Origin of the sequence: Micromonospora sp. NPDC093277 (genome assembly GCF_044765245.1) — a bacterium.
Taxonomy (GTDB): Bacteria; Actinomycetota; Actinomycetes; order Mycobacteriales; family Micromonosporaceae; genus Micromonospora.
In genome coordinates, this window is record NZ_JBIWJO010000007.1 from 122267 (window position 1) to 135081 (window position 12815).

General features: G+C 74.7%; 11 protein-coding genes. 4 read left to right on the top strand and 7 right to left on the bottom strand.

Features of this window, described 5'->3' with window-relative positions; translation table 11 throughout:
• Positions 1–33: 33 nt before the first annotated feature.
• From tsaE to ACIRG9_RS17120, 5 genes are all read right to left on the bottom strand, one after another.
• Positions 34–516, bottom strand: coding sequence for a tRNA (adenosine(37)-N6)-threonylcarbamoyltransferase complex ATPase subunit type 1 TsaE (gene tsaE / locus ACIRG9_RS17100; protein ID WP_402856398.1), 483 nt, complete (start codon positions 514–516; stop codon positions 34–36).
• On the bottom strand, positions 513–1604 hold the full coding sequence (locus tag ACIRG9_RS17105; protein WP_402856401.1) for an alpha/beta fold hydrolase: 1092 nt from the start codon (positions 1602–1604) through the stop codon (positions 513–515). The genes tsaE and ACIRG9_RS17105 overlap by 4 nt, the downstream gene beginning before the upstream one ends.
• Positions 1601–2749, bottom strand: coding sequence for an alanine racemase (gene alr, locus ACIRG9_RS17110; RefSeq protein ID WP_402856403.1), 1149 nt, complete (start codon positions 2747–2749; stop codon positions 1601–1603). The genes ACIRG9_RS17105 and alr overlap by 4 nt, the downstream gene beginning before the upstream one ends.
• A 92-nt stretch (positions 2750–2841) precedes the next feature.
• Positions 2842–4311: an NAD(P)H-hydrate dehydratase gene (locus ACIRG9_RS17115; protein WP_402856406.1), complete on the bottom strand. Its 1470-nt coding sequence runs from the start codon at positions 4309–4311 to the stop codon at positions 2842–2844.
• Positions 4312–4359: 48 nt separating this feature from the next.
• Complete coding sequence (locus ACIRG9_RS17120; RefSeq protein WP_402856409.1) at positions 4360–4728, bottom strand: holo-ACP synthase; 369 nt, start codon at positions 4726–4728, stop codon at positions 4360–4362.
• A gap of 229 nt (positions 4729–4957) precedes the next feature.
• Between ACIRG9_RS17120 and ACIRG9_RS17125 the strand changes: the two genes are divergently transcribed.
• Positions 4958–5254, top strand: a complete 297-nt coding sequence (locus ACIRG9_RS17125; RefSeq protein WP_402856412.1) for a type VII secretion target — start codon at positions 4958–4960, stop codon at positions 5252–5254.
• Positions 5251–6918, top strand: coding sequence for an alpha/beta hydrolase (locus ACIRG9_RS17130; RefSeq protein WP_402856415.1), 1668 nt, complete (start codon positions 5251–5253; stop codon positions 6916–6918). The genes ACIRG9_RS17125 and ACIRG9_RS17130 overlap by 4 nt, the downstream gene beginning before the upstream one ends.
• Before the next feature lie 65 nt (positions 6919–6983).
• Here the strand turns inward: ACIRG9_RS17130 and glmS are convergent, their stop codons facing one another.
• Positions 6984–8897 carry a glutamine--fructose-6-phosphate transaminase (isomerizing) gene (gene glmS / locus ACIRG9_RS17135; RefSeq protein WP_402856418.1) on the bottom strand — a complete coding sequence of 638 codons (1914 nt, stop codon included), beginning with the start codon at positions 8895–8897 and terminating at the stop codon, positions 6984–6986.
• A gap of 257 nt (positions 8898–9154) precedes the next feature.
• Between glmS and ACIRG9_RS17140 the strand changes: the two genes are divergently transcribed.
• Both ACIRG9_RS17140 and ACIRG9_RS17145 read left to right on the top strand, forming a co-directional pair.
• On the top strand, positions 9155–10081 hold the full coding sequence (locus ACIRG9_RS17140) for an MmpS family transport accessory protein (RefSeq protein ID WP_402856421.1): 927 nt from the start codon (positions 9155–9157) through the stop codon (positions 10079–10081).
• 67 nt (positions 10082–10148) lie between these two features.
• Positions 10149–11330: a pyridoxal phosphate-dependent aminotransferase gene (locus ACIRG9_RS17145; protein WP_402857105.1), complete on the top strand. Its 1182-nt coding sequence runs from the start codon at positions 10149–10151 to the stop codon at positions 11328–11330.
• Between the two features lie 110 nt (positions 11331–11440).
• Here the strand turns inward: ACIRG9_RS17145 and glmM are convergent, their stop codons facing one another.
• Positions 11441–12796: a phosphoglucosamine mutase gene (gene glmM / locus ACIRG9_RS17150; RefSeq protein ID WP_402856423.1), complete on the bottom strand. Its 1356-nt coding sequence runs from the start codon at positions 12794–12796 to the stop codon at positions 11441–11443.
• Positions 12797–12815 lie beyond the last annotated feature (19 nt).

Consider the following 12815-nt stretch of genomic DNA (forward strand, 5'->3'; position numbering starts at 1 on the left):
CTCGGGCACTGTAGGCATCGGGTACGACAGTCGTCAGTCGAGGGTGGCCAGGCGTCGCGCCCAGTCGCCGCCGACCGGCTCGCACGTGACCACCCGGGTGTCGTCGTCGCGGCGGTCGATGCGGACCCGCAGGTGCGCGTCGACCAACTGCTCGACCATCCCCTCGCCCCACTCGACCACGGTGACCGCCTCGTCCACCGAGGCGTCCAGGTCCAGGTCGTCGATCTCGGCCCGCGGGTCGGCCGACTCCCCCAGCCGGTACGCGTCGGCGTGCACCAGGGTGACCCGCCCGCCCCGGGCCGGATCGGGGCGGTGCACCCGGGCGATCACGAAGGTCGGCGAGGTGATGTCGCCGCGTACGCCGAGGCCGGCGCCGATGCCCTGGGTCAGCGCGGTCTTCCCGGCCCCCAACGGACCGCTGAGCAGCAGCAGGTCACCGGCGTGCAGCACCCGGGCCAGCCGGCGGCCGAACTCGTGGGTGTCGTCGATCGTCTTCAGCTCCACGACGACGGTCACAACTCCTCCAGGAACGCCTTGACCGCCGCGTTCACCTCGTCGGCGTGTTCCAGCATCACCACGTGCCCGCTGTCGTGGATCTTCACGAACTCGGCGTGCGGCAGCCGCCGGACGATCTCCTCGGAGTGGGTCACCGGAGTGATCATGTCCTTGTCCCCGACGATCACCAACACCGGCGTGCCGGCCAACGCGGCCAACGCCGGGAACCGGGAGTGAGTGGCCAGTGTGCGCAGGTAGCGGGTGACCGTGTCGGCGGAGGTCCGCGAGTTCATCATCTCGACGTACGACACCAGGGCCGGGCTGGGCTTCGGGGTGCCGAAGCCGTACCTGCGGGTCAGCAGCCAGGCGACGTTGGACGTCGACTTCCGGGCCTTGTCGATCACCGTGCCGCCGTACCGGGCGGCGTTGCTCATCATGTAGAGCACCGGCCCACCGACCCGGCCGAGCAGCGCGGGCGCCACCAGCTTGGTCTCGGAGAGCACGCCGCCCGAGGTGGCCATCAGCACGGTGCCGACCACCCGTTCACCGAACAGCTCCGGATACAACTCGGCCAGCGCCATGATCGTCATGCCGCCCATGGAGTGACCGACCAGCACCAGCGGCCCCTCCGGAGCCACCTCGTCGATCACCCGGCGCAGGGTCCGACCCAGCGCGGCTAGGTCATAGTCGCCGGCCTCCAGCCTTCCGGAGCGGCCGTGCCCGGGCTGGTCGTACGCGACGATCCGGTAGTCGCCGCGCGCGGCGAGCATCTCGCGCTGGAAGTGGAAGGTCCCCATGTCCAGGCAGAAGCCGTGCACCAGCACCACGGTCGGGTGCCCCTCGACCGGCCGGGTCGGCTCGACCACCTCGACGTGGATGTCGGTGCCGTCCGGCATCTCCAGCCGGAACGCCTCGTCGTGCCGCTGCTCGCCGAAGAGCTCGTGGGCGTACGGGTCCGCGGGGTCGTTCTTCAGGCGGCGGACCAGGATCCGCTCGCCCACCACACCCGCGGCGAGCCCGGCGGCGGCAAGCCCGGCGGCGGCACCGACCACCCCGGCGACCCGGCCGGCGGCCGTGCGCGGCCGGGGGACGCCGAAGCGGCGATTCACGGCTGCGTGCCCCGGACCGGCGACGCCGCCTGCCTTTCGCCGTCGTAGACGCGGGGCACCCGGACCCCACCGAACCGGGTCACGATCTCGTAGTTGATCGTACCGACCGCCTCGGCCCAGTCGTCGGCGGTGGGCTCGCCGTTCGCGCCGCTGCCGAAGAGCGTCGCCACGTCCCCGGCCGCCACCTCGTCGTCGCCGCAGTCCAGCACGAACTGGTCCATGCAGACCCGGCCGGCGATGGTCCGCCGCTTGCCACCGAGCTGCACCGGACCGGTGCTGGAGGCGTGCCGGGGCACCCCGTCAGCGTACCCGAGGGGGACGACGGCCAGGTTGGCCTCCTGCTCGGTGACGTAGGTGTGGCCGTACGACACGCCGGTGTCGGCCGGAACCCGCTTGGTCAGCATCACCCGGGCCCGGGCGGTCATCGCCGGGCGCAGGCCGAACCGCTCGCCGGCCACCGGGGAGAGGCCGTAGATGGCCAGACCGGGGCGGACCAGGTCGAAGTGGGCGTCCGGGCGGGTCAGCGTGGCGGCCGAGTTGGCCAGGTGCCGGTAGCGGGGGTGCAGCCCCGCCTTCTCGGCCATGGCCACCCCCTCCTCGAAGACGGCGAGCTGCCGGTCGATGGTGGAGTGGCCGGGCGAGTCCGCGTACGCGAAATGGCTCCACACCCCGACCACCTCGACCAGGCCGTCGGCCTGGGACTTGGCCGCGGCCTCCAGCAGGGCGGGCCAGTCGGCGACGGTCGCCCCGCCGCGCGACAGGCCGGTGTCGATCTTCAGATGCACCCGGGCCGGGCGGTCCGCCCGGCGTCCCGCCTCGACCAGCTCGTCCAGCTGGGTGAGGCTGGCGCAGCCCAGGTCGATGCCGACCGCGACGCCGTCGTGCAGCGGCAACCCGGGGGCGAGCAGCCAGGCCAGCACCGGCGCGGTGATCCCCTCCCGGCGCAGGGTGAGCGCCTCGTCGAGGGTGCAGACCCCGAGCCAGTCCGCGCCGGCGTCGAGCGCGGCGCGGGCGGCCGGAACCATGCCATGGCCGTACCCGTCGGCCTTCACGACCGCCATCAGCTCGGCGCTGGTGCCCGTCTTGAGCTGGGCCACATTCTCCCGGATCGCGTCCAGGTCGACGCGCACCTCCGACTGCCACATGCCCCCAGCCTACTTCCGCCGCTGATCACCGCGGCCGAGAGCCGGACGGTCGGCCCGGCCCGGACCCGGGGCGACGGGCCCGGCCGCCCTGGTCAGCCCAGGCGGGCGAGCACCGGGCGGAGCGCGGCCGCCACGTCGGGCGCGGTCACCGGACCGCTCCGGGCCGCCTCCCGGCCGGCCAGCCCGTGCAGGTACGCCGCCGCGGCGGCCGCCCGCTCGGCCGGCAGCCCGGCGGCGAGCAGCGAGCCGAGCAGCCCGGCCAGCACGTCACCGGTGCCCCCGGTCGCCAGCACCGGGGTGCCGGTCGGGTTGGCGTACGCCCGGCCGTCCGGGGTGCCGATGATCGTGCGGTCGCCCTTGAGCAGCACCACCGCGTTCATCCAGGCGGCCAGCCGCAGCGCGGCCCCCACCCGGTCCGCGCCCGGGGTCTCCCCGCAGAGCCGGGCGTACTCCCGATCGTGCGGGGTCACCACGATCGGCGCGTCCCGGCCGCGCAGCCGCTCGGCCATCGAACCGTCGACCAGCAGGGTGAGCGCGTCGGCGTCGAGCACCACCGGCACCGGGGCACTGAGCACCGTGCGCAGTTCCGCGACGGACTCCTCGCCGGTGCCCAGCCCCGAGCCGCAGACCCAGGCCTGCACCCGGCCGGCGTCGGCGACCCGGCCGGTGGCGATCACCGACGGGTGTTGGTGCAGCACCTCGGCGCGGGCGCTGCCCGCGTACCGGACCATGCCGGTCGGGCCGGCCAGCGCGCCACCCACGGAGAGCACCGCGGCACCCGGGTACGTGGCCGAGCCGGTCGCCACCCCGACCACGCCCCGGCTGTACTTCTGGGCGGCCGGACCCGGTCGGGGCCACCAGTCGACCACGTCCGACCACTCGGTGACCCGCAGCGCCGGGGTGCCGCGCAGCCACGGTTCCAGCCCGATGTCGACCAGCTCGACATGCCCGGCGAGCACGGCGGCCGGGCCGACCACCAGGGCCGGCTTCAGCGCGCCGAAGGCGACCGTCACGTCGGCGCGTACCGCGCAGGGCCGGCCGGCGGCGGTGAGCGGCACGTGCCCGGTGTCCACCGCGACGCCGCTCGGCACGTCCACCGCCACCACGGTGGCCCGGGCACCGTCCTGCCCGCAGCGCTCCGCGAGGCTCGCGGCGAGCTGGTCGGCGGTCTCCCGAAGCCCGCCGGTGCCGCCGATCCCGACGATGCCGTCGAGCACCAGGTCCACCAGGGCCGGGGGCCGGTCGACGAGGGCTCCGCCGGCGGCCCGCAGCGCGGCCAGCCCTTCGGCGTGCGCCCGGCCGGGGGTGAGCAGCAGGGCGGAGACCGCAGCGCCCCGGCGGGCCAGCCGCTCGCCCGCGTACAGGGTGTCGCCGCCGTTGTCGCCGGAGCCGACCAGCAGCAGCACCCGGGCGCCGTAGACGCCGCCCCGATCGGCGAGCAGCAGCGCGCAGCGGCGGGCCAGGCCGGCGGCGGCCCGCCGCATCAGCTCCCCGGGCGGGAGGGTGGCCATCAGGCCGGCCTCCGCCGCGCGTACGTCCGCGACCCGCCACACCGCTCTCATGCCACCCCGTCCCCGTCCGTTGATCCCCGGGCGGCCCGCCCGGCCGGCTCAGCTCTCCGCGACCACCATCGCCGACGCGATACCGCCGTCGTGCGACAACGACAGGTGCCAGCGGTTGATCCCGCGTTTGGCCGCGGCGGCGGCCACCGTGCCGGAGACGGCCAGCCAGGGCCGGCCGTCCGGATCCGGCACGACCTCGCAGTCGTGCCAGCTCAACCCGGCCGGCGCGCCGAGCGCCTTGGCCACCGCCTCCTTCGCCGCGAAGCGGGCGGCGAGGGATTCGGGCGAGCGCGGACTGCCCGAGCGGGTGTACCGCTCGGGCTCGCTGAAGAGGCGGTCGGCGAGCAGCGGCGTCCGCGCCAGGGCTCGGGCGAACCGATCCACCAGCACGACATCGATGCCGACAGCCACGATCACGCATCTCACCCTACCGGCGGCTCCGGCCGCAGATTAGCCGCCGGCCGCGCCGTGGACAACGCCTGTGGACAACCCACGGGTACGACGACCGCCGGTTGTCCACAGGGGCGGTGCCGGCGGCCGGCTGTCCCCTAGCGTCCCCGTTGCCCGATCCGCCCGCCGCTCCGGCGCGGGCGTCCGTCCGCTGCCGGCGTCAATCGTCGGCGGCCCGCGCCACGGGGAGGCGTCGATGACCGAGGAGCCGTTCGCCGTCGAGCCGGAGCTGCTGCGCGGGGTCGCGAGAGGGCTGGGCGACGACGCGTACCAGCTGGCACGGTCGCTGTCCGGCGCTCCCGGGCTGGTGGTGCCGGCCGACGGCTGGCGGGCCGGGGTGGCGCTGGCCGAGCTGGAGGCGGCGACGCACCGCTGGTGCGGAGCGCTCGCCGCCCGGGTGGCCACCACCGCCGAGGCGGTCCGGGCCGCCGCCGACGGCTACGAGGCGGCGGACGAGCGGGCCGCCCGCCGGCTCACCGGGATTCCCCGTTGACTTCCTCCACCCCCGACGCGCCGGCCGGGCGCGGCGCCGACCCGCTCGCGGCTTCGAAGGCGCCTTCGCCGGCCGGCTACGCCCAGCTCTGGAGGGCTGACCCGGGTGCCTGGGTCGCGGCCGGGGTGGGCTGGCGCGGGCTCGCCGGTCCGGTCCGGCGGCGGGCCGAGGGGCTGGACACCCGGGTCGCCGCCCTTCGTCCCGGCTGGTCCGGTGCCGCGGCCACCGCGGCAGGCGCGCAGGTCGGGGGGCTGCGCGACGCGCTGACCGACGTCCTGCCCGCGCTGATCGAGGTCGACCAGGTGCTCGCCGAGTTCGCCGCCCGGTTGGGCACGGCGAAGGCCCGGCTGACCGCGGCGGTGGCACACGCCGACGCGGGCGGCCTGCTGGTGGACCGGGCGGGGGCGGTTCGGCCCGATCCGGCCCGCCCCCGTTCCGTCGACCGGCTCGGGCCGGCGCTGACGGAGGTGGCGGCCGAGGTACGCGGCGCGCTGGCGCTGGCCGGCGCGGCGGACCGGGAGGCCGCCGCCAGACTCGGCGAGTTGACCACGGCGGCGGTCACCGGCTGGGTGAGCGTCCCGCCCGGCTGGCGGCCGTCGCCCGGAGCCGGCCCGGTCGAGGTCAGCCGCTGGTGGGCCGGGCTCACCCCGGCGGAGCGCCGCTGGCTGATCGGGCACGAACCGGCCCGGGTCGGCCGGCTCGACGGGGTGCCGGTGGCGGCCCGGGACCAGGCCAACCGGCTGCTGCTGGCCGCGCGGCGCGAGGAGCTGGCGGCCCGGCTCCGGCGGTTGTCGAAGCCGCTGCCGCCGGGGCCGCTCGAGCTGGCCCGGGTGGTCCGGCTCGCCCGGGTGCGGGCGGCGCTGCGCGACCTCGACGCGCTGGACCGGCGGCTGGCCGCTCCGGGTGCGCCCCGGGCCTATCTGCTCGGGCTGGATCCGGGTGGGGACGGGCGCGCGGTGGTGGCGCTGGGCAACCCGGACCGGGCCGGGGCGGTGCTGACGTACGTCCCAGGGATGACCTCGGACCTCGCCAGCGCCCCCGGAGAGTTGGGTCGGGCCGCCCGGGTGCTGGACCGCTGCGCGGCGCTCGGGCCGGGCGAGGAGACGGCGGCGGTGCTCTGGCTGGACTACGACGCGCCGGACTTCCTGCCCGAGGCGTCCCGCACCCGGCAGGCCGAGGACGCCGGGCCGACGCTGCACCGCTTCCAGGAGGGGCTGCGGGCCTCGCACGAGGGTCTGCCCGCCCGACAGACCGTGCTCGGCCACAGCTACGGCTCGCTGGTGGTCGGCACCGCGGCCCGCGATCACGGGCTGAGCGCCGACGCGCTGGTCTTCGTCGGCTCTCCCGGGGTGGGCGTCGAGCACGCTGGCGAGCTGCGGGTGCCGCCCGGGCAGGTATGGGCGAGCACCGCACCGGACGACGTGATCCGGCTGGCCCGGCCGCCGGACGAGCTGGCCCGCCGGGCGATCCTGGCCGGGACACCGCTCGGCCCGGCGGCGGCGATGCTCGACGGGCGCGACCACGAGCTGTGGTTCGGGCGCGACCCGAGCGACCCGGGCTTCGGCGGGCGGCGCTTCCCCAGCGGCCGGTACGGCCACACCGGCTATTGGGAACCCGGTAACCCTGCGCTGGACGGCATGGCCCGGATCGTGCTGGGCCGGTGAGCGCCGCGGGTGGCGAGACGACGCGGCCCCTCCACCGTGGGGCGGAGGGGCCTGGTCGGGGTGGACTACTCGACGGTGACCGACTTGGCCAGGTTGCGCGGCTGGTCGACGTCGTGCCCGCGGCCGGCGGCGATCTCGGCGGCCAGCACCTGGAGCGGCACGGTGGTCACCAGCGGCGCCAGCAGCGTGGGCGTACGCGGCACGTAGATCAGGTGGTCGGCGTAGCGGACGACGGCCTCGTCCCCCTCCTCCGCGATCACGATGGTGCGGGCGCCCCGGGCCCGCACCTCCTGGATGTTGGAGACGACCTTGTCGTGCAGCATGCCCCGGCCGATCGGCGACGGCACGATGCAGATCACCGGGGTGCCGGTGTCGATGAGCGAGATCGGGCCGTGCTTCAGCTCGCCGGCGGCGAAGCCCTCGGCGTGCATGTACGCCAGTTCCTTGAGCTTCAGCGCGCCCTCCAGCGCCACCGGGTAGCCCACGTGCCGGCCGATGAAGAGCACCGTCGGCTCGGACTTCAGCTCGCGGGCGAGCTCACGGACCGGCTCGATCCGGTCGAGCAGCTCGCGCAGCTTGCCCGGCATCTCCTGCAGCTGGGCGACGACCGCGCCCACCTCGTCGGCGAACTTGATCCCGCGCACCTGGGCCAGGTGCAGGCCGATCAGATAGCAGGCGACGATCTGGGTGAGGAACGCCTTGGTGGAGGCCACCGCGATCTCCGGGCCGCCGTGGGTGTACAGGACGGCGTCGGACTCGCGGGGGATGGTGGAGCCGTTGGTGTTGCAGATGGCCAGCACCCGGGCCTTCTGCTCCTTGGCGTGGCGCAGGGCCATCAGGGTGTCCATGGTCTCGCCGGACTGCGAGATCACCACGATCAGGGTGGAGCGGTCCAGCACCGGGTCGCGGTAACGGAACTCGCTGGCCAGCTCGACCTCGCAGGGGATCCGGGTCCAGTGCTCGATGGCGTACTTCGCCACCATCCCGGCGTGATAGGAGGTGCCGCAGGCGATGATGAAGATCTTGTCGACGTCGCGCAGGTCCTGCTCGCTGAGGCGGACCTCGTCGAGGGCGATCTCACCGGTCTCGGTGAGCCGGCCGAGCAGGGTGTCGGCGATCGCCTGCGGCTGCTCCTCGATCTCCTTGAGCATGAAATAGTCGTAGCCGCCCTTCTCGGCGGCGGAGGAGTCCCAGTCGATGTGGAAGTCCTTGCCGGTGGCGGGCTGGCCGGCGAAATCGGTGATCTCGATGTCGTCCGGTGTGATCAGGACGATCTGGTCCTGACCCAGCTCGACCGCGTCACGGGTGTGCTCGATGAACGCGGCCACGTCGCTGGCCAGGTAGTTCTCGCCGTCGCCACGGCCGACCACCAGGGGCGAGTTACGCCGGGCGCCGACCACCGCGCCGGGGATGCCGGCGTCAACCGCGAGCAGGGTGAAGGCGCCCTCCAGCCGCTGGCAGACCAGCCGCATGGCGGAGGCGAGCAGCTGCGGGCTGTCGACCTCGCCGGCCGCACGCAGACCGGAGAGCGCGCGGGCGAGCAGGTGCGCGGCGCACTCCGTGTCGGTGTCGCTGGCGAACTCGACGCCGTCGTCCTCCAGCTCGGTGCGGAGCTTGGCGAAGTTCTCGATGATGCCGTTGTGGATCACCGCGACCCGGCCGTCGGGGGACAGGTGCGGGTGGGCGTTGCGGTCGGTCGGGCCGCCGTGGGTGGCCCACCGGGTGTGGCCGATGCTGGTGGTGCCGTCGCCGATGCCGATCGGGCTGGCGGCGCAGGACTCCGGGTCGCGGGCGGCCCGCTCGGCGAGGACCTTCTCCAGGTTGGCCAGCTTGCCGGCCTTCTTCTCGATCAGCAGCTCGTCGTCGCAGACGACAGCCACGCCGGCCGAGTCGTAGCCCCGGTACTCCAGCCGCCGCAGTCCGTCGAGCACGATGCCGAGCGCCGGGCGGGCGCCGGCGTAACCCACGATTCCACACATGGTCTCCAGCCTAACCCAGTTTCGCTCACCACGTGTGCTCGGAAGCCGGGTAAACGATCACTGACTTTGAGCGAACGGGTGGACGGAGGTCACGGATCAGACAAGCCGCCCAGGCCGGGCACGATGGGGTGGAGCACCGAGCGCGGGGCGAGCCACCGTCACCTACATTGAAGTCCCTGGTCCGGCCGGCCGCCCGGCCCCGGACGTCCCATCCCTCTCGCGGACGTGTCCGCGCCCGTCCCCTGCGAGCTGAAGTGATGTCCGAGGCAACGCCGTCCCCCGATCCGCAGCCCGGCGGGAACCCGACCGATCCCACCGCGCCACCGGCGGAAGTCCCGGCGTCCACGTCCTGGGCGCCGCCGGACCCGCTGGCCGCCCCGACGCCCTGGGCCTCGCCGACGCCCTGGTCGCCCGCCGACGAGACGGCCGCCACGGGCCTGCCCGGCGCTGCGGGCCGGCCCGGCTCCACCAACCTGCCGGGTGCTGCGGGCCAGCCGGACCCGCCCGCCCCGGCCGGGTACCCGCCCGCCGCCGCCGCACACCCCGCCCCGATCGGACCGGCGGATCCGTCCGGCGGGCCGTCGCCGGCAGCACCGGGTGGTGCCACCCCGCCACCCGGGCACCCCTGGCCCGGCCACCCCGCGCCGGCCTGGCCTCCGGCCGGCTACCCGCCGCCGTACGCGTACCCCGGGCAGACGCCGCCGTCCCGGACGAACGGCGGGCGGATCGCGGCGATCGTGGTGGGCGTCGTGGCCGCCGTCGTGGCGCTCGTCTGCTGCGCTTGTCTCGGCCTCAGCGCGCTGGGCAGCTTCTTCGAGGAGGAGGGGGTGGGGTCCAGCGAGCCGTACGAACCCGGTTACGGCACACCCGACGACGATGCGCTTCCGCCGCACGGCGACCCGGCCACCACGCCGTCGGACGGACCCGGCGAGCTGACGGTCGTCTACGAGGTGTCCGGCACCGAAACCGTGGACATCCAGTTCTACGACGCCAACGCGGACTTCTTCCAAATTGACGAGGTGCGGACGCCGTGGCGGATGACGTTCACCGCCGACGACCGCGAGCGGGTGCAGGTCCTTGCGGAGCCCATCGGCTCGGGCGAGGTGACCTGCCGGATCACCATCAACGGGAAGGTCGTCTCCGAGGAATCGGGCGGATGGCGGGTGGTCTGCTTCGGCTGGTAGCACAGGGAAACGGGTCCGGCGGCGGTCTTGCGGCTGCCGTGGCGGACCGTAGGCTGACCGCGTGACGATGACCGATGCGCTCGTGGCCCGGATGCGACCGTTCGGCACCACGATCTTCGCCGAGATGTCCGCGCTCGCCGTACGCACCGGCGCGGTCAACCTCGGGCAGGGCTTCCCGGACACCGACGGCCCGCCGGAGATGCTCGCGGCGGCCGCCGACGCGCTGCGCTCCGGGCACAACCAGTACCCGCCGGGGCCGGGCCTCCCGGCGCTGCGCGCGGCCGTCGCGGCCCACCAGCGCCGGTTCTGGGGCCTCGAGTACGACCCGGACGGCGAGATCGTGGTGACCGCGGGCGCCACCGAGGCGATCGCCGCCAGCATCCTCGCTCTCTGCGAGCCGGGCGACGAGGTGGTCTGCTTCGAGCCGTACTACGACTCGTACGCCGCCTCGATCGCGCTGGCCGGTGCGGTCCGCCGGCCCGTAACCCTGCGGCCCGCCGCCGACGGCCGGTACGCCGTCGACCCGGCCGAGCTGCGCGCCGCGTTCGGGCCGCGTACCCGGCTGGTGCTGCTGAACTCTCCGCACAACCCGACCGGGAAGGTCTTCACCCCCGACGAGCTGGCCCTGGTCGCCGAGCTGTGCCAGGAGCACGACGCGTACGCGGTCGCCGACGAGGTGTACGAGCACCTGGTCTTCACCGACGCCGCCGCGGCGCACGTGCCGCTGGCGACGCTTCCCGGCATGTGGGAGCGGACGCTACGGATCTCCTCGGCCGGCAAGACCTTCTCCTGCACCGGCTGGAAGGTCGGCTGGGTGAGCGGCCCCGCGCCGCTGGTCTCCGCGGTGCTGCGGGTGAAGCAGTTCCTCACCTTCGTCAACGCCGGGCCGCTGCAACCGGCCGTCGCGGTGGCGCTCGGGCTGCCGGACGCGTACTTCGCCGACTTCGCCGACGGCATGCAACGCCGGCGGGACCAATTGGTCGCCGGGCTCACCGACGCCGGGTTCGACGTGCTCGCGCCGGAGGGCACGTACTTCGTCACCGCCGACGTCACCCCGCTCGGTGGCCGGGACGGGGTGGAGTTCTGCCGGTCGCTGCCGGAACGCTGCGGCGTGGTGGCGGTGCCGACCCAGGTCTTCTACGACCACGCGGAGGCGGGGCAACGGCTGGTCCGGTTCGCCTTCTGCAAGCGGCCCGAGGTGCTGACCGAGGCGGTGATTCGGCTGCGCCAGCTGAAGCGGGAGCGCTGATACGCCGGCCGGAGCGAGGGCCGGTCAGCGGCGGTGGGCACGCGGGGGTGGGCTGGGCAGCAGGCCGGCACGGCCTGACCCCGACGGGTCGTGCCGTGCCGGAACAGTCGTCAACCGGCCGGGCTGGCGGTGCGTACCTGCTCGGCGATCCGCTCCGCGACGGAACGGGCGGTGGCCTCGGTGGCCGCCTCGACCATGACCCGTACCAGCGGCTCGGTGCCGGAGGGGCGCAACAGCACCCGGCCCGTCTCGCCCAGCTCGGCCTCGGCCCGCTCCACCTCGGCCCGGACGGCCGGCGCGGCGGAGCCGACGGTCCGGTCGCCCACCGGCACGTTGATCAGCACCTGGGGCAGCTTGGTCACGACGGAGGCCAGCTCGGCGAGCGACTTGCCGGTGGCCGCCATCCGGGACATCAGGTGCAGTCCGGTGAGCACCCCGTCACCGGTGGTGGCGAACGCCGGCATCACGATGTGTCCGCTCTGCTCGCCGCCGAGGGCGAGGCCGGACGCGCGCAGTTCCTCCAGCACGTACCGGTCGCCGACCTTGGTCTCGACCAGCCGGATGCCCTGCGCGGACATGGCCAGGCGCAGGCCGAGGTTGCTCATCACCGTGGCGACCAGGGTGTCCTCGGTCAGCTCGCCGGCCTCGCGCATGGCCAGGGCGAGGATCGCCATCACCTGGTCGCCGTCGACCTCGACGCCGTCGGCGGTCACCGCGACGCAGCGGTCGGCGTCCCCGTCGTGGGCGATGCCGAGGTGCGCCCCGTGCTCCACCACGGCGGCTCGCAGCGCGTCGAGGTGGTTGGAGCCACAGTCGTCGTTGATGTTGAGCCCGTCCGGCTCGGCGCAGATCGCGATCACCTCGGCGCCGGCCTCCTGGTAGGCGGCCGGGGCGACCTCGGCGGCCGCGCCGTTGGCGCAGTCGACCACCACCTTGATCCCGTCCAGCCGGTGCGGCACGGTGCCGACCAGGTGCTGGACGTAGTGGTCGGCACCGTCGAGCAGGTCGTGCACCCGACCGACACCGGCGCCGACCGGACGGTTCCAGGCGGTGGTGGCGTTCGCCTCCACGGCCGCCTCGATCCGCATCTCGATCTCGTCGGGCAGCTTGTGCCCGCCGGCGGCGAAGAGCTTGATCCCGTTGTCCGGCATCGGGTTGTGCGAGGCGGAGAGCATGACGCCCAGATCGGCCTTGGCCTCGGCGGTGAGGAACGCCACCGCGGGCGTGGGCAGCACGCCGACCCGTACCACGTTGGCGCCGGCGCTGGTGAGCCCGGCCACCACGGCGGCCTCCAGCATCTCGCCGCTCGCCCGGGTGTCCCGGCCGACCACGGCGAGCGGCGGATGGCTCTTGTCCGACTCGGCCAGCGTGTGGGCGGCGGCGACCGCTACCGCGAGCGCCAACTCCGGGGTGAGATCCGCGTTCGCCCGCCCGCGTACGCCGTCCGTGCCGAACAATCGGCCCATACCCGCCAACCTCCGATGG